Genomic DNA, 16,980 nt, shown 5'->3' with positions numbered 1-16,980 from the left:
CGTTTTTTTTATTGCTAAAAAATACTTTGGAAATGACTTCCATTTATACTATGCTTAAAACTATCCGATTAAAAAGTGCTCACCATGCTGTTCACTTTTAAGCTTAAACTATGAAAGCACAACACAACATCGCATAACCTTGGAGCTATAACATGAATAAAACAACCTTAAAAATTGCTTGTTATGAAATTGAAGATGTTACTTTGAAACACTCTTCCGATAACCAACTCACTTATGTTCATATTCCATGTGATTATGATAAAGAGTTTTGTATGCAATTAGATGGATGGGATGAAAACACCAGCATTCCTGCGCAACTGAAAGATAAAAATATTCTGCTTTACCGTCATGCCTATGACAAAGAAAACCACCATTGGATTTTAAAAGTAGCCTAATCGCATGTTAAAGCATCATAAAAAAAGCCAGGTAAATCATTTACCTGGCTTAGGGAAAAGGCTCATTGCGAGCCGTGCGCTAAAAAGTGATACTGAATGAGAAAATAGCGTGTAAAAAACTGCTTATGCCACATCTATTTCACAACCTTATTGTTAAATAATAGCTAACAATATGTAAAGATCCAGTAAACACCCCTACCACACTTCATATTCTTTATAAAAAATCAAATAACTCATTTTTTATCTTTTAAATCAAACAAATAACAAATGTGTTTTTTTTATTGCAACTCAATCAAATGATTAGTTTTTTTCACAAAGAGACAAAAATGCACTTTCTATAGCTTCCAGTGATTTTTTCTTATCAGGTGTATTGGGATCAGGAAGTAGAATACTATCAATCAGTTGAGCATTAACTTTGCCACTTTTCATTTGTTCCATGGCAATATTATTAAGTGGATATTGAGCTAAAGTTGCGGGATTAATCACAAACCAAGCACCATCAGCACGACAATTTAGCATGACTTCTTCACGGGTGAATGGCCAAGCATCACCAAACTGAAGCTTACTGACTGTTGATATTGGTGCACTGAAAGTTTGAAAAGAAAAAAGCATCAATATGCCCGCAAATAAAAAACGTTTCATGGTTATCTTCCACTTAAAAAAATAGATTAATACAAGTATATATCAATCTATACAGGTGAGTTAATCGCAAAAATGGCCACTGTCAAAATAACCATAGTACCAAGTAATAACTCAAACCAACTATTAATAAGCAACCATTGAAAGTTATTCTTCTTACGGATATGAGGCACTAATACATACCTATTCACTAATGCCAATCCTAACATCAAGGCAACAAAGGCTATTTTTAGCCATAACATACTTTGGTACTCTGAGGAAAGTTGTGTCGTTGCAGGCCAACCGGGGAGTAACATAATGGCACTCACAATCCCACTAGCTATAACCAATAAAACAGCGAAGTGACCGAATAATGAAAAGCGTTTCATGGTGGCAATAATAGGCTTGATCATGCCATCAGCTAATTCATCTTTATTACGCAAAAACTGTAAGCACACAACAAAAGGCCATAAACCACCAAACCAATACGCTCCACTAATAAGATGGATACTCTGATTTAGTTTATAAATTACGGCTTCACTACCTGTAAACATGGCACTATGGCCAATAAAAGCATGCAGCACAAGCATCAATGTTGAGATAAGTAACAGACTAATATTTCTAATGCTACGTTGATGAATAAAGAGAGCGATTAATGCGAGAGAGGATAAAACTAATTGCCATTGCCAAATTTGGCCAAAAGAGGTTCCCAATACAGCTTGCCATATCGTTAGCGACCAAGCATCTTGCCAGCCATCTCCCATAATGCCTGATTGCACTATCATCCATAAATAAGTGGAAACAAATACAGTGATAGTGCTAATCGCCAATGCTGGGCGTAAGCGTACTTGAATAAGAGGAACAAACTTTTCTTTAGCGAGAATGGCAGCCGAACAGCTCAGTCCGAACATGAACATGACTGCCACAAAATGAAAAATTCGGCATAAAATATAAACGTCTTCAGGAGTCATTATTTTACACTAAATTGATAAGAACCTTTTGTTTTGTGCCCATCGACAGAAACAACACTCCAATCTACAGAGTAGTTCCCTTCTGCTAATTCACCTTCTAATGGCAATAACAATTTTGTATTGTTAACGGGATCAAGACTTAATTTACCGACAGTAATTTCTTTACCCTCTTTATCAGTGACTTTTACTTTACTAAAGGCCAACTCAATCCCTTCAGAGAAATCGAGTGTAATCACTTTTGGTGCTTGCGCTTGTTCAATAGCCGCACCCTCTGCAGGTAATTGTGATTTTAGATGTGCGTGTGCTAAGGCTTGTTGGCATGACATGCCTAAAAATAAAACAGCGATGGCGGATAATTTGCCCCATGATGTCTTAAGTGTGTTTAATGACATAATAACCTCTTAAATTACAGGTGATTTTTCTATTTATGATAAAGAAGATTTTATAGCAAATTGACTTTAATATCTGCGCTTCTTTATCGTTGAAATAAAAGGTTGTGAACTAGCACTCAAAATATAACTTATTTAGCGCCATTTTTGTTTCAAATATCACCCTTTTTACACTTAACAAAAATATAATACTTTAATTGACACACTACACAGTTCAATACATAACCAAATAATCTAAAAGCCAAACTAAAATAGGCTATAAATCGACGACTCAAACTAGAGAATAGAAAGAACAGAAAATAGACAAAATAATAATCAGCAAAGCTTAAGAAATGATTAAATTAAAGGAGTAGAAAAATAAAAAATCGATTACGTCTATATAAAATAGTTATATGGATATGCAATATTGCACTAACTGGGTCGATAAAAAAAGCTCTACTGTGCGATTACAGTAGAGCTTATTATGTTAATCTGAGCAATGCTTATATGCACTTAGCCAACCAGGTTAAAACAGCAGTATAGTTATTCTTATTATTTAAATATGCGCGGATGTAGAAAGAGCACTTAAGTCTTTATCTAACAAGAACAATGCCTTACCACCATCACCGACCATAGCAAGTTTATCCAGAATAGATTTAAATAACTTCTCTTCTTCATGTTGTTCAGCAACATACCATTGTAAGAAGTTAAATGTTGAGTAATCTTGTGTTGTCATTGCTAAGTGAGCTAGTTTATTAATTTCAGCTGTAATAAACTTCTCGTGCTCATAAGTTTTAGTAAATAAATCAGATAAAGATAAAAATTCAGCAGGTGGTGCTTCAATAGTCCCTAACAAAGGCATAGCACCTGTATCACTTAAATAATCAAATAAGCGTTGCATATGCTCCATTTCTTCACGGGAATGTGCTTTTAAAAATTTGGCAGCGCCATCAAATCCTTTATCATCGCACCAAGCGCTCATCTGCAGGTAAAGGTTAGCTGAATAAAACTCAAGATTCAGCTGTTCATTGAGTTTATTGATCATATCTTGATGTAACATATTTTACTTCCTAACCATGAAAATTAACATTATGGATATTATGCACAGCTAAAAATAAAAATATAGTAAATTTAAATATACTTTTTATATATTTTATACTTTTAGAGAGAATAAAAATAAAAACCAATCTCATTTATGGTGACTTAAAAACAAATAATAATTAATGGAATTGATTATCATTAACCATTATGGCCAAAATAAATATTAATTACACACAACATGTTGTATATAAAGGATATTTTCAGTTATACTCATTTCTTCAAAAATAAATTTTATTAAAACTAAATAAATTCATTTTTTATAATCTTCTATTAAATTTAGTAACGCTCTAAAACTGCACACTCTAATTCATATTAAATATAATTTATCATATGGAATATCGATATTTACTAAAAACATCAAGATATTTTCCTTTATTTATTATCTTTTTTATTACGTTTTCTACTATCAATAGCAATCTTATGATAGATCAACCTTTTTACATAAAATAAATATGAATATCTCAAAAAATGAAAATATTTCTATTTTTTTATACCGTTTTTTATTTGCACTGATAATATTAAGAGGTGACTGATTTTTGGTGTATATAATAACAACCCACTAAAGCCCCCAACATATAAAAGGTTAATGAGGAGCCACTATGACAAAAACTGTATTAGTTCCCATCGATTTTACTGAGCTTGGTTTATTGGATAAAGTTGTCACTCATCTCAAAGCATTAGCGATGGCCGATAAACTAAATATCCACTTTTTATCTGTTATTCCTAGCTATGAGTCCTTTGTCGGATTTGCTTTTGGCAGCCAAGACCGTCTTGCCAATGATAAGCAACGTATTGAAATTGCATTATCTACGTTAAATGATAGTTTATCTCATATTGAAATTCCCAATAGCACATCCCAATCTTATATTTCCGTAGGTAACCCACGCGACCGTATTTTAGAGACCGCAAAAAAAATCCAAGCTGATCTGATTGTGATAGGCTCACGCAACCCTGGAATGAAAACCTACTTACTAGGCTCGACAGCTTCTTCTGTTGTTAGCTATGCAGAATCTTCTGTTTTAGTTGTTCGATAACTCAACGCCAAGATTTTTCCTATCAGAAGTCAGGTTACGCCAATAACCTGATTTCTTATTTTTTATCTAAATAATCGCTTTAGAATAAAATTTTATTGTCTCAAAATCTTATTCTTCCTATAAAAAAGAAATAAACATTTTAACAATAAGAATTTTATGAAAATAAACTAATATCGCGTGTAAGATAATATTTATTATACAAAACAATATATTAATAAAATGTTAATAAATTTATATTGTTTGCAAAGTTACTTTATGTAAAAATGCGTTTTTTTATGACTACAATTAAATGACCCTCTAACAGGAATTATGATGAATAAAGAATATTCTGCCAAATGGGAAGAGCGTTTTGATTTCTTCGAAAAATATGGTTCTCCTAAATCTCCAGAATACAAGGCTGCATATAAAGCACTGACTTTCGGTAAGCGTATTCTAATTGGGATGAATATCTGGGCTTTCTTCTTTGGCTTTATTTATTTTCTTATCCTTGGTTTATGGCGTAAAGCATTAACTTTATTCGGGATTAATGTTGCTATTATCATTGTGGTAAGTTTTATCGTGGAAGGACTTTCCCTAAGCCCTTCAATTCTCAATGTAGTCAGTATTGTGCTCAACTTCTTATGGGCGGCGACAGCTAATTATGCTTACTACTTAAAAGAAAAGAAAAATGATCAAGGTTGGAACCCGTTCACCGGTGTATTCTGAAAATAGATCAATAAGTTAAGTTAAATTAACATTAATCAAATTAGCAGAAAATCAGTGTTTTTTGCTACCTAAAAGGGCTCATCAGTAGCCCTTTTTTTATGGCTTAATCCTCATTTTTCACCTTTTCCCTCGCCCTTCTCACATATGAAAAATTTACCCAGCGATTTGTGATCATTTAATTAGTTAAGAATTTCACTTTAATATTAAATAAAATACAAGATTTGGCCCTAAATCAAAAACATAAATTATTTTTATAAAATAAATAATTTCACTAAAAAATAACACATAAAAAACACTTATCACTATTTATACAATATTCAATTTATCATTTGCTATATTTTAAATTTAATAACAATATTTATAACCCAGTTAAATCTTAGGGTTATTCTTTAATATGAACAACAAACAATAAATAATGCTATATTGAATAATCAATTGATAAGGAAAAGAGATGTCTGAACACTTTCAAGGTAAATTTGAAGCAGAATTGAAATACCACTTAAAACGACCTCAAGATTTTATTGATGCATTACAACTCGCTGGAGCAACTTTATTTATATCGAAAAATGATGAAACAGATTGGTATTTAGAACATCCCAATACGCCTTTCCCTGCTCCCTCTATAAGTTTATGCGTAAGAAAAATGATCCCCTCTGGTATCAATTTATTAATTGTAAAAGGCCCAGAACAAGCCCAATGTGAAGCAGTAAAAATAGAAGATGCAGAAAAAACGGTTTCGATGTTTAAAACATTAGGTTATCACTGTATTTTAAACTATACAAAATCCCGTCAAATCTACTTTCTAGAGCAATTTCATATCACTATCGATAAATTAGACAATCTTGGTTACTTTGCTGAATTTGCTATTATGACTGATGATGAGAGTAAACTTGCTGACTATAAATTACAGTTACATAACTTAGCATATCAATTTGGCTTTAATGATAGTGAGCAAGAGCATCATAACTATAAAACAATGCTTTTAAGCAAGTTAGCTTAACTAACACGATGCACAATCTCGAGCAAATAAGATACTTGAAAAAAGCTAACATTTAATAATGCTAGCTTTTAAGCTTTTTCACTATCTCAAAGATGTTGAAACGCTGTGATCTCTTTTTTGCCATGAGCTTGTAAAAAATCAAGCACCTTTCTTGGTGATGTATTCAATATCTTCTGTTGTGGAAATTGGATCTCCGCCAATACTTCTAATACTCGCTCAAAATTCCCCAAAGATGATGCAATATGTGAATCGGAGCCTAGCGCAATTAAACCTCCGGCATCAAGCACCGCTTTCGCTATTTCAATGCAGTTTTTCTCACTTCCTACTCGAGAATGTATAAAAGAAGAATTATTCATTTCTAATGCAACATTGAACTCAGCAGCAACCTTTGCGACTTCCTTAATATCTATAGGATATTTAGGGTTTCCCGGATGGGTGATCACCTGTACTAAACCACTACTTATTGTTGCAATAAGCGCTTTAGTATTATCAACCATACCTAGTGATCCCATAACAGGATCATGAAAACCAGCGAGTACAATATCTAATTTTTTACTCATCTTCTCAGTACAGTCGATTTCACCTTTTATATTTTTGATATTTGCTTCGATGCCATAAAGAATACCAACACCATCGACCATTCTGGGGATCACCGGCAAATTTGAAAAATGCCATTCATGAGGAGCGTCATCCATATCGGGACCATGATCTGTAATCGCAAATAGCTTAATCCCTTTCTTTTTAGCTTGTTGAAAATATTCGCTAACCGTACTATAAGCATGTGTACTCGCAATGGTATGTGCATGTAAATCAACTGGATACATAAAGCTCCCCTTTTTCTGGCATACTATAACAACTGACACAATAGCCTTTTTTTTCTAAAGTTGACATCCTCCACGCCCTAAAGGACGTGGATCCCTACTGCGTTCAGACTGATGTCTGAATCACCTCGGCGAGTTCCTGCTTCGACGGGCGGTCTGACTGCACCCTCCCTCCACAGGCAAGCACGGCATGTCCTGCCGCTAAAATGTTACGTGCCCCGTTGATATCAGCATTCGCTGTATATCCACATTCAAGGCACTCGAATTGACTTTGTGACTGCCGGTTTTCCTTTGCTGTATGACCACAGCAAGCGCACTTCTGACTGGTGTAGGCGGGTGGTATTGCCACTACCTGACCTCCTCGCCAGAGCTGCTTGTACTCAAGCTGACGGCGCATTTCATACCAGCCCTGCTCCAGTATTGAGCGGTTTAAACCAGATTTAGCTTTTACGTTCCGTCCATGCCGTTCTGTCGTACCTTTTGCCGATTTAGACATGTTACTGACCTTTAAGTCCTCAATGACAATCATTGCGTGGTTTTTGCTGATTTCGTTGGTGACTTTGTGAAGGTAGTCTTTCCTGATATTGGCAATATGAGAATGCAGACGTTGAATTTTGCGCTTTTGTTTTTGCCAGTTGGCACTGAATTGGATTTTACGGCTTAATTTCCGTTGAAGCCTTGCCAGCTTTCGCTGGTTTACTTTAAAACTGCTGACGGGCGGGTATACCGTACCGTCTGAAAGCGTGGCCAGTTTTGTAACGCCTGCATCAAGCCCGACTATTGAGGTTGATTCATGTTGTGGTTCTGTCGCTTCATACTCAGTCTGAATGCTGACGTACCATTTACCGCATGACTGACTGACCGTGACGTTTCTTACTTCTCCGACGACTTCACGACTGTTGCGGTAGCGCATCCATCCCAACTTTGGCAATGATATACGACTATTGGATTGATCGAGCTTCACGCCCTGCGGGTAGCGAAAAGCCTCATTTTTACCGCGTTTCTTGAATCGAGGAAACGCGGTACGCTTCTGGAAAAAATTCTTGTAAGCCCGTTCCAAATCTTTAAGTGACTGTTGTAACGGTTGTGATGGGGCTTCCTTCAACCATTGTGTCTCTGTGTCAGATTTCCACTCAATGAGCCATGAAGCCATTTTTGTATAGGGAATGTATTTATTCCCTGCTTCGTAATTCTCATTCTGACGTGCTAATGCCCGATTGAAAACAAAACGACAAGCCCCTGCAAAGCGTCTCATCTCACGCTCTTGCTGACCATTGGGTCTTAACTGGAATTTAAAGGCTTGTAGACGTTTCATATTGCCTATTATACTTTGGTGTATGAAAAATGAAACTAATATTCGCCGTGGCAGACATTGTGTATTCCTGATGCACGTCCATTTGGTCTTTGTCACAAAATATCGGCGAAAAATATTTGATCAGGATGCAATTGAAAAATTGCGAGGCTACTTTGCCAGTGTTTGTGCTGATTTTGATGTTGAACTGGTTGAAATGGATGGGGAACGGGATCACGTTCATTTACTGATTAATTACCCGCCAAAACTGGCGATATCTAATCTGGTTAACAGCCTTAAAGGGGTATCGAGTCGATTACTTCGACGTGATCGTCCTGATATTGCCCAACATTATTACTACAAGGGGGTTCTTTGGTCGCCGAGTTATTTCGCGGGGAGTTGTGGTGGCGCACCAATATCCATTATCCGCCAGTACATTGAGCAACAGGAAACACCTAGTTAGTTAAAAAACCGCGCCTTATATCCTCGACCTGAAGGACGGGATTTTACGGTGCTTTGGATAAAAACTGCTAAATATGCTTTAATCATGAGCATAAATCTTAAAATTAATTAGGCAATTTATGTTCAATTATCCAGCAACATCCCATTTTGACGAAGAAAGTGAAACTTACGAGATTACTTATCGTGATTTTGACAATATACATGCAGTGGCATATACAGAAGATGATATTGAACTAGAAGCCTCAGATATTTTACATGTAGGACTTGAAGAGTTTATTTCGAGTAAAATGCCGATCCCTATGCCTTCTGAGCCTCAATCAGGGGATTTTATTGTTTATCTTCCCCCTATTAGTTGCTTAAAAATCGCATTACATAATGCCATGTTAACAACAAAAACTAAAAAGGCAGATCTGGCAAGAAAAATGAATCTAAATAGCGCCCAAATTGAGCGTTTACTCGATATCAATCAAACTTCAAAAATCGATAGCCTAGAGCAAGCGCTTTACCTATTGGGTTACCACATTGCTATATCTGTGCATAAACAGCGCTAGTTCGATATTTTCATCTAATAAAAAAGGTGGCCATAATAATTTACGCCACCTTGCTATCATATAACTATCTATCATATAACTATAGAGTATACAAAGTATGACTACTTATCATGATTAAAGTTGCTTACTCGCTAAGTATTTAGCGTGCTGAGTATAAATAGCAACGATATCTTCATTATAACCCACTAACCCTGCAACTTGGTTAACCATATCAATATGATCTTGCGCATAATCATCTTTTATCAATTTGCCTAATCGCATACTCGAGCGACCAACTAAGCCGTCATTTTGTTTTTCAGTAAAGAATGTATTTAACACACGCATTGCCGCATGAGTAGGATCCAGTAGATTCCCCTTTTCCCCAGCAATTAATCCCTGAATATAGCTACCAAAACAGTAGTAATGAACCCCATTGACGATTTCATCACCTTCACCACCAGGGGTTTTAGGTAATGCCTGTGGGTATTTGTTATTAAATTCTGTGACTTGCTCTGTTGTTAAAGACTCTAATGCGGCAATAGCATCTTGAGGATCGCCTCTATGACCAGAAAATGTTGAGATAATAGTACCAAATGCATTTAATACTTTTTCGACAATATATTCTGGGATACTGTCTTTACGCATAATGCGTCGATATAAGTCGGCTATTTCTGAACCATGATTTACACCATTAATTGAAGTTACCGAAGCAACACTATCAGGATAATTAGCCGCAACGTAACGACAAGCTAATGGCCCTTGGCTATGACCTATAAAATTCACTTTTTTCGCTTGTGTCTCTTGTAAGAGAGTCTGGACAAATTGCCACAACTGCTTGCCACGCACTTCATTTGAATTAAAGGCAGAAAGAGAAGCGGTAAAAACTTGATGCCCATCTTGCCTTAAGGCATCTGCAATACCATAAAAGTAGGGAAAACCAACAATTTCATTAAAACCAGCTAAACCATGAACTAAAACGATAGGATATTTCGTTGACATACATCCACTCCTTGGGGTTAAAAACACTTAATTAAATTGCTAACATCCTATTAGCAAATGTTGAACTCATTAGATAAATTGCAATAAACAATATTATTGCAATTCTTTATTTGCTATCAGTTTGTTTAGAATAAGCCTTAAATTACGATCGTAAAGTACTATTTTCATTTTTCTCAATAATAAATATTAATTCGGCCATAATTAACATCCCTTCCACAATGCCTTCTGCTTTTTTGAGTTTTTTTCCGATATAAGTATCAGAGCATCGATGCGCTTGTGCTAATTGAATAAATGTTTGTCCAAATACATAGTAATCGACTAGTAATTCATAATCTTTTTTATGATTTTTTAGTAGTTTACTCATACATACCGAGACTATGATGCCTTGGCGATCAGTACAGGCTTTTCTTAATTTAACACGTATTGGCACATTTTCACGTTTATTTATTGTTAATGTATTGATATATAAATTATTATTTACAACCCATGAGCCCCAGGCTTCCATCAGTTTTGATATTTTTTGCATATAAACATCCTGTTTATCTTTCTAAAATACACTATATGATCACACTGTTTTTTTATACAGTCCTTGTAGTATATAAATATAGTTATTTATCTAAAAAATACAATAGAAATAATAAAATTAAATATCAATATATAAATAGAAAAATAGCTAAAAATAATATTTCTAGCTATTAAAATAATATAAATTTATATCATAATTTTTGCATCAAAAATTAGATAGATATAAATTAATTTATTATGGAAGTGTTTCTTCTGGACGCAAAGTGAGTACTTCATACCCATCAGCAGTAACTAAAATAGTATGTTCTGATTGTGCCGATAATTTTTTATCACGGGTGACTACAGTCCAACCATCTTTTTTGGTTTTTATTTTGTGTCCACCTTGGTTAATCATCGGCTCAATGGTAAAGGTCATCCCTTCTTTTAGTACAACACCTTGTCCTCGAATGCCATAATGTAATACTTGAGGGGCTTCGTGCATTTCTCGACCAATCCCGTGTCCACAATACTCTCTTACAACACTATACCCATGACTTTGTGCAAAGCTTTGGATTGCATGACCGATATCACCGAGTGTTGCACCTGGTTTAACTTCTTTGATACCTTCCCACATCGCTTGGTAAGTTGTTTTGACTAATCTTCTTGCTATAGGTGAGGCATCTGGCATGACATACATCTTGCTAGAATCAGCAATAAAACCATTTTTTTCTAGTGTAATATCGACATTAATAATATCTTTACTTTTTAATAGCTCATCTGCTTTAGGAACACCATGGCATACTACCTCATTAATTGAAGTATTAAGTACATACTCATAACCATATTGTCCTTTGCTTGCAGGTCTCGATTGCAGATCATGAGTAATAAAATCGTCTACTTTATCGTTAATTTCTAATGTAGAAACACCTGGCACAATAAAATCATCAAGCATTGTAAAAACTTGGGCTAATAAACGACCTGATTCACGCATTAATTCAATTTCCTCAGGGGTTTTAATCGTAATTTTATCCATATTAATCTCCTTTATATTTACTTATGCTCTTGTTTTATTGCTTCTTTTTCTAACATTTCATTAATAATCATTGGAAACGTTTTTTCTGGATTTAATTCTGCTTGAATACCAATTTTTATCCAAAACTCTGCTTGTGCATTAACTGATCGAGACATCACATTACTTGCTTTACGAAGATACTCATGTAGCTCATCAGAAATTTTTACAATACCCACACTTAACCCTTATATACGAATTATAATAAAACATATATATTATATAATAAAAGTAATCTATTTAGCTTGCAATGACCAGATAGTGCTTCTATTTGGATTTATGTGCTTAAATCTGCATAAATGCGTATCAGTTATTAAAATAGCAATACAAAGTAACCTGATAAGTTATAAAAGAGGTCGATAGATATTGATTGATCTTTGATGCGGATTTATTTTGATATTTTCTCTTTTCGATTATAATTGTAATATCTTGTCCTCCTTTACTTGTTCTCTTTCTTTGCTAGCACTGCTTATTTTTCGCCTTTCTCCCTCTAAAAATTTCTGCATTCAGCCCTCAATCATTTAAAGTCAAAATATATTATTTAAGGAATTACTATGTCCCAAAAACCTTGCCGTATTATTTTAACCGGAGGTCCCGGCTCTGGTAAAAGCACTATTATCAATAAGTTAAGAAGAAATGGCTACTCTTGCTCAATAGAAGCAGGTAGAGCCATTATTCAAGATCAAAGTCATATTGGTGGTTCAGCCCTTCCTTGGATTGATCCGATCGCTTTTGCTGAGTTAATGTTAAGCTGGGAGCTACGATCATGGCATGATGCATCCAATATAGATGATAACAGCAAACCTTATTTTTATGACCGAGGCATACCGGATATAGCAGGTTATTTACACTTTTGTGAGCGCCCTATTCCCCAACATCTTGAAAACGCAATAAGGCTATATAGATATTCTACAACCGTGTTTATTGCTCCACCATGGAAAGAAATTTACTTACAAGATAAAGAGCGTCAACAGACATTTGATGAAGCCGTAGCAACTTATCAAGCGATGCTGGCGATATATAGACAGTATAATTATACCTTAATTGAATTACCCAAAGCCGATGTTAACCAAAGAGTAAAATTTATTATAAACAACATAACATCGCTATCTTAGCTTAGCGCTTATATTGACTATACCATCAAGGACAAAAAATAGACTCTCCTTGATGGTATTATTTAATATGAGGCAATAATTTTTAAATCTGGTTTTTCTCCTCGCATAATAGCTCTTTGCTGTTCATGCACCGCTTCATTAATTGCCTTTTGTTCTTCAACTGTTCGCGTATTCTTTCCACAAACTAATGTTGAACAAACCGGATATCCTATATTATGCGTTCTAGAAGTGCCAATTCCGACACTCATTTGCTCGGTACAGCCAATTAAAAACATAAATGGTATTAACAAAAAAATTGGGCGCATAGTCTTCCTAAAACATAAAGGTTAAATTTAATATGCATCAAAAACATATTTTGGTCTGTAGCTCCACTTAACTTCAACTTCTTGTTTATCTTTATTCCATACAGGTATCGCTTCTGGCAGAATAATCATTGACTGGTCATTCTTTCTTATACGTTGTTCCTTTTTATAGGAATATTCGCTATTAGTAGATGTGGTTGGCTCTTCAAATCCAAATTTAAATAATTGATTGAATTTCTGTTTTTCCTCCTTGGCTTGCATTTCAAAACGAGATTGTTTTGATAACATAAATGTGGGATAACGACTTTCATCGTGGTGATATTGAACAGTAGGAGTCGCTATCTCTGTTGCCACCTTTTCTATAGAGCCAGATGTATTCCTCTCTTTATCAACACAACCAACAACTACAAATAGAGCTAAAATTAGAATAAAAGACCAATTCATATCTTAAATAGGAGCAATAAATAGATGTAAATAATTATTCCATAAAATTTATAGACGACAAAATGAATTACAATTATTTCATATAAAAAGCATTCTTTATTCAAGTAACAAGAATATATAAAATAATAATATAAATAGATGGGTTATGGCGGGATAATTATCTTGATTAGAGATTGTAATATTAAGTAAAAAAGAAATATTTCCACAAAAAAACAAGAAAGAAATAGTTTATATTAAAATAATATTAAGATGACCATATAATAACACTGGTTATTATATGGTCATTGTTACATTGGAAAATTTTAAATTTGAAATAAAAATAAAGCCTTATTATTCTCTAAACATAAGACTTTAATTAAATCTATTTTTTATTGACCAGCAGACATTTTTTTCATTTGCTCTAAAGAATCTAAAGCTTGTTTACAGGTGCTTTCTTGAACATCTTTAGGTAATGCAGCAAATTGTTCTTTTGATTGAGCATATTGTGCTTTCATTGTTTCTGCTTGTGCTTTAGTTGCATCATTTTGTTCCATTAATGCGACATAGGCATCAGTTTCTTTAAAATAATCTTCGCAAGATTTTGTTAATTCAGCCGAAACAGCAACAGAAGATAATGATAATAAACCTAGTGCTAAAATAATATTTTTCATAAATATCCTATATTTTGTAATTAATAAAAAAAATGATACCTGCGTCTTGAATTTTTATTATCGCAAAGAAAATTAAAATTAGGATAAGGATAATCTTAATTGCCATTATATTTCTCTATGAATATCAGATAAAAGAATAATAATTAACAACTAAAACTGGTATGTTTATAAAAAAACATCTCTTTATAAAAACCTAAATAAAATTTAACTATACAACTTAACTAAATTAAATATTTTTATGCAGTATAAAATAAAAACATATAAACAGTATTAAAACTTTTAGTTCTTATTCACAAACAATCAAAAGATATAAATATCATGAGAAATATTATCTTTAAACCATAATAAAAGAAGGCCATTAGCTATATGGCCTTCTTTTATTATTTCTATTTAATTTTATTAATTACATACAGTACTTATTTGTGCTACTCATCTTCTGGGGGATTTTTTAAGATCTGATGTATTTCTTCTTTTAGACGTAATTTTTGTTTTTTTAATTCAACAACTTCTTCTCCATATCCTCGCCTATCTCGGTGTTCTAAGCGTACAATTTTATGGTCAAGTTCATTATGTTGTTCAAACAGGGCTCGGAAATGGGGATCAGTTTGACGAAGCTTAGCAATTAAATCACGATATTCTGGAAACATATTACCTACCTTCCATTATCAATGAGTGATGAGTGTCATACTACTTTTAAGTCTCCCTTAAATTGCTGTCACTGTCATACTCTTTATGTGAAAAACAAGAGCGATATCAAGTAAAAATTAACATAAAACTACAACAAAGTAGGATATCGACACACTATTGCATGAAATTGGTCTAACTTAAGACTATAAAACAGGATAAGATAAAAATGCTCATATTTTATACGAACATCACTATTCTTCTATCAAAAAGCACTTATTGTTAATTCTATAAATAAATTTGAATTAAAGTAAAAGAGTTCTCTAATAGTTTTTATATACCCATCTATTTGAGACACTAAGCCCAATGCCGCCACATTGGGCTTTTCTTTTTGCAATCAGTAACTTGATAACACTAATAACTTAACTGATTGAAATAGAATAGCTAACAATCTATTCAATAATTTTTTATCGAGGGTTTTAGTTAAGATTGTTGATTGTTACCCTCGTATTTCATTAATTACTATGACCATTTTTAGATTGTTCTAATTGTAATGCCTGCTCCTTCCATTTGGAAAGGGCTAGCTCCTTTAGCCAATCTGCAAGTAATGGCATCGTTTTTATTGAATCTAATGCAGCTCGCTCTTGTTTGGTTAAACGAATAACAACGACTTCAGTTTTCATTGTAGACATATCAGCCTCTTTTTATAAAAAAAAGAATACTGACATAAAATATAAACAGAACGGTCTGACTTACATCCTTTTACAAAATATTATAATTTAACTTACATTAACAAAGCATTAAATACAAAAAGCAGTCCTATTTCCCTTGTTTTAAATATAAAATTCACTTATTAAAAATAGTTATTTTCTTTCTATAAAAATAGATACAGTAGTGGAATTAATATATTACAAACCATAACGTAATCTTAAAGATTGAGGATAAGGATAAAAGTATTTTTGTTTACTCAGATAATTATCTGGGTATTCTGATAAGTAATGATTAATTAATGTTAATGGTGCCAATAAAGGTTGTATTCCTTGACGATACTCTAAGATCAATTGGCTTAATGCTTGTCGCTGCTTAGAAGTTAAATCTTGCTTAAAATATCCTTGCACATGCATAAGAACATTAGTGTGATTACGACGTGTGGCTTGATGTTGTAATAGAGCCATAAATCGATTACGGTATTCAACAAAGAAAGTCTCTAATGAATCCCAATCTTTATTGTTAGCAACAAAGCGCCCTAGTTGCCGATAAAGCGGTTGTGAATGAGCTAATAACAATAGTTTGTATCTTGTATGAAAATCAATTAATGTCTGGCGAGTAAAGTTATTTATTTTCAATTGATTTAGCTCATTAAGCGCAAACACCCGTGTAATAAAATTTTCTCTAATATAGGGATCGTTTAACCGCCCATCTTCTTCTATAGGTAACCACGGCATTATTCTCTTCAGATTTTCAGTAAAAATGCCTGTACCCGATTTTTTATTGCCGTTGCCTATTGGATCATAAACCCGGACACGTTCTAATCCACAACTGGGTGATTTCGCACACACGATATAACCGCTAAATTGATTAAACCTCCTCAAATATTCGATAGAGTAATCATTCATCAATTGGGTTAAGTCACCTTCACTTCCATTACTAAATTTTAACCTGACTTCACCTGTCTTAGACTGAACTAATCGTAATGCTGGTCTGGGTGTCGGTAAACCAATAGCCATTTCTGGGCAAGTAGATTGATATTCAAAGAACTCAGATAATTCATCAGCAGCAAGATGACAACATTTATGCCCACCATCAAACCTCACTTTATCCCCTAATAAGCATGAACTAATACCTACGATAATTTTTTTATGCGTAAAATCATTTTGTTTAAGACTCATAAGAGTTTTGGGCATGGCTATGACCTCATATGAAACAATCACCTAACCTGACTAATCAGATTAATAAATCTATGCTCATAATTTATCT

The 16,980-nt window shown here is 33.7% G+C and carries 23 protein-coding genes; 7 read left to right on the top strand and 16 right to left on the bottom strand.

Going from position 1 to position 16,980, the window contains the following annotated elements; genetic code table 11:
• The first annotated feature begins 152 nt into the window (after positions 1-152).
• On the top strand, positions 153-395 hold the full coding sequence (locus PMI_RS04910; protein WP_004242567.1) for a DUF1480 family protein: 243 nt from the start codon (positions 153-155) through the stop codon (positions 393-395).
• A gap of 300 nt (positions 396-695) precedes the next feature.
• Here the strand turns inward: PMI_RS04910 and PMI_RS04905 are convergent, their stop codons facing one another.
• From PMI_RS04905 to ftnA, 4 genes are all read right to left on the bottom strand, one after another.
• Entirely contained in the window at positions 696-1,037 is a 342-nt protein-coding gene (locus PMI_RS04905) for a YebY family protein (protein ID WP_004242565.1), read from the bottom strand.
• A gap of 47 nt (positions 1,038-1,084) precedes the next feature.
• Positions 1,085-1,984 carry a copper homeostasis membrane protein CopD gene (gene copD, locus PMI_RS04900; protein WP_004242564.1) on the bottom strand — a complete coding sequence of 300 codons (900 nt, stop codon included), beginning with the start codon at positions 1,982-1,984 and terminating at the stop codon, positions 1,085-1,087.
• Positions 1,984-2,376, bottom strand: a complete 393-nt coding sequence (gene copC / locus PMI_RS04895) for a copper homeostasis periplasmic binding protein CopC (RefSeq protein WP_004242563.1) — start codon at positions 2,374-2,376, stop codon at positions 1,984-1,986. The genes copD and copC overlap by 1 nt, the downstream gene beginning before the upstream one ends.
• A 532-nt stretch (positions 2,377-2,908) precedes the next feature.
• Complete coding sequence (gene ftnA / locus PMI_RS04890; RefSeq protein ID WP_004242561.1) at positions 2,909-3,412, bottom strand: non-heme ferritin; 504 nt, start codon at positions 3,410-3,412, stop codon at positions 2,909-2,911.
• 640 nt (positions 3,413-4,052) lie between these two features.
• Here ftnA and PMI_RS04885 point away from each other — a divergent pair.
• The 3 genes from PMI_RS04885 to cyaB all read left to right on the top strand — a co-directional run bounded on the left by PMI_RS04885 (position 4,053) and on the right by cyaB (position 6,192).
• Positions 4,053-4,487 carry a universal stress protein gene (locus PMI_RS04885; RefSeq protein ID WP_004251473.1) on the top strand — a complete coding sequence of 145 codons (435 nt, stop codon included), beginning with the start codon at positions 4,053-4,055 and terminating at the stop codon, positions 4,485-4,487.
• A gap of 309 nt (positions 4,488-4,796) precedes the next feature.
• Positions 4,797-5,192, top strand: coding sequence for a DUF2628 domain-containing protein (locus PMI_RS04880; protein ID WP_004242555.1), 396 nt, complete (start codon positions 4,797-4,799; stop codon positions 5,190-5,192).
• Positions 5,193-5,643: 451 nt separating this feature from the next.
• A complete protein-coding gene (cyaB, locus tag PMI_RS04875; RefSeq protein WP_012367827.1) occupies positions 5,644-6,192 on the top strand; it encodes a class IV adenylate cyclase in 549 nt (182 codons plus the stop codon).
• Between the two features lie 86 nt (positions 6,193-6,278).
• Here the strand turns inward: cyaB and PMI_RS04870 are convergent, their stop codons facing one another.
• Together PMI_RS04870 and PMI_RS04865 are read right to left on the bottom strand one after the other, a co-directional pair.
• Positions 6,279-7,016, bottom strand: a complete 738-nt coding sequence (locus PMI_RS04870; RefSeq protein ID WP_012367826.1) for a phosphatase — start codon at positions 7,014-7,016, stop codon at positions 6,279-6,281.
• 103 nt (positions 7,017-7,119) lie between these two features.
• Positions 7,120-8,328 (bottom strand): RNA-guided endonuclease InsQ/TnpB family protein, encoded by a 1,209-nt coding sequence (locus PMI_RS04865; RefSeq protein ID WP_012367825.1) that lies wholly within the window; start codon positions 8,326-8,328, stop codon positions 7,120-7,122.
• A 22-nt stretch (positions 8,329-8,350) separates the two neighbouring features.
• On the opposite strand from PMI_RS04865, the gene tnpA reads away from it, so the two are divergent.
• Together tnpA and PMI_RS04855 are read left to right on the top strand one after the other, a co-directional pair.
• Positions 8,351-8,767 carry an IS200/IS605 family transposase gene (gene tnpA / locus PMI_RS04860; RefSeq protein WP_012367824.1) on the top strand — a complete coding sequence of 139 codons (417 nt, stop codon included), beginning with the start codon at positions 8,351-8,353 and terminating at the stop codon, positions 8,765-8,767.
• A gap of 118 nt (positions 8,768-8,885) precedes the next feature.
• Positions 8,886-9,317 (top strand): type II toxin-antitoxin system HicB family antitoxin, encoded by a 432-nt coding sequence (locus PMI_RS04855; protein WP_004247923.1) that lies wholly within the window; start codon positions 8,886-8,888, stop codon positions 9,315-9,317.
• Between the two features lie 114 nt (positions 9,318-9,431).
• On the opposite strand, the gene PMI_RS04850 is transcribed toward PMI_RS04855, so the two are convergent.
• The 4 genes from PMI_RS04850 to PMI_RS04835 form a co-directional block, all read right to left on the bottom strand.
• On the bottom strand, positions 9,432-10,295 hold the full coding sequence (locus PMI_RS04850; protein ID WP_004247922.1) for a lipase family alpha/beta hydrolase: 864 nt from the start codon (positions 10,293-10,295) through the stop codon (positions 9,432-9,434).
• Positions 10,296-10,437: 142 nt separating this feature from the next.
• Positions 10,438-10,821: an antiterminator Q family protein gene (locus PMI_RS04845; protein WP_004242548.1), complete on the bottom strand. Its 384-nt coding sequence runs from the start codon at positions 10,819-10,821 to the stop codon at positions 10,438-10,440.
• Between the two features lie 234 nt (positions 10,822-11,055).
• Positions 11,056-11,832 (bottom strand): type I methionyl aminopeptidase, encoded by a 777-nt coding sequence (gene map, locus PMI_RS04840; RefSeq protein ID WP_004242544.1) that lies wholly within the window; start codon positions 11,830-11,832, stop codon positions 11,056-11,058.
• Between the two features lie 17 nt (positions 11,833-11,849).
• Positions 11,850-12,047, bottom strand: a complete 198-nt coding sequence (locus PMI_RS04835; protein WP_004242542.1) for a ParD-like family protein — start codon at positions 12,045-12,047, stop codon at positions 11,850-11,852.
• A gap of 375 nt (positions 12,048-12,422) precedes the next feature.
• Here PMI_RS04835 and PMI_RS04830 point away from each other — a divergent pair, with 375 nt between their 5' ends.
• Positions 12,423-12,983, top strand: coding sequence for an AAA family ATPase (locus PMI_RS04830; protein WP_004247920.1), 561 nt, complete (start codon positions 12,423-12,425; stop codon positions 12,981-12,983).
• A 62-nt stretch (positions 12,984-13,045) separates the two neighbouring features.
• Here the strand turns inward: PMI_RS04830 and PMI_RS04825 are convergent, their stop codons facing one another.
• From PMI_RS04825 to PMI_RS04805, 6 genes are all read right to left on the bottom strand, one after another.
• Complete coding sequence (locus PMI_RS04825) at positions 13,046-13,288, bottom strand: hypothetical protein (RefSeq protein ID WP_004251481.1); 243 nt, start codon at positions 13,286-13,288, stop codon at positions 13,046-13,048.
• A 27-nt stretch (positions 13,289-13,315) separates the two neighbouring features.
• Positions 13,316-13,729 (bottom strand): hypothetical protein, encoded by a 414-nt coding sequence (locus tag PMI_RS04820; protein WP_004242537.1) that lies wholly within the window; start codon positions 13,727-13,729, stop codon positions 13,316-13,318.
• A 368-nt stretch (positions 13,730-14,097) separates the two neighbouring features.
• The gene (locus PMI_RS04815) at positions 14,098-14,379 is read right to left on the bottom strand and encodes a DUF5339 domain-containing protein (protein ID WP_004242536.1); all 282 of its coding nucleotides are present in this window, start codon (positions 14,377-14,379) and stop codon (positions 14,098-14,100) included.
• A 425-nt stretch (positions 14,380-14,804) separates the two neighbouring features.
• Complete coding sequence (locus PMI_RS04810; protein ID WP_004242534.1) at positions 14,805-15,026, bottom strand: HP1242/YdcH family protein; 222 nt, start codon at positions 15,024-15,026, stop codon at positions 14,805-14,807.
• A 492-nt stretch (positions 15,027-15,518) separates the two neighbouring features.
• Positions 15,519-15,695 carry a hypothetical protein gene (locus tag PMI_RS19440; RefSeq protein WP_004247917.1) on the bottom strand — a complete coding sequence of 59 codons (177 nt, stop codon included), beginning with the start codon at positions 15,693-15,695 and terminating at the stop codon, positions 15,519-15,521.
• Positions 15,696-15,911: 216 nt separating this feature from the next.
• Positions 15,912-16,907, bottom strand: a complete 996-nt coding sequence (locus PMI_RS04805) for a YbgA family protein (RefSeq protein WP_041707089.1) — start codon at positions 16,905-16,907, stop codon at positions 15,912-15,914.
• Between the last annotated feature and the right edge of the window lie 73 nt (positions 16,908-16,980).

It is taken from the genome of Proteus mirabilis HI4320 (assembly GCF_000069965.1).
Lineage (GTDB): Bacteria > Pseudomonadota > Gammaproteobacteria > Enterobacterales > Enterobacteriaceae > Proteus > Proteus mirabilis.
This window is presented reverse-complemented; position numbering and strand designations above follow the sequence as displayed.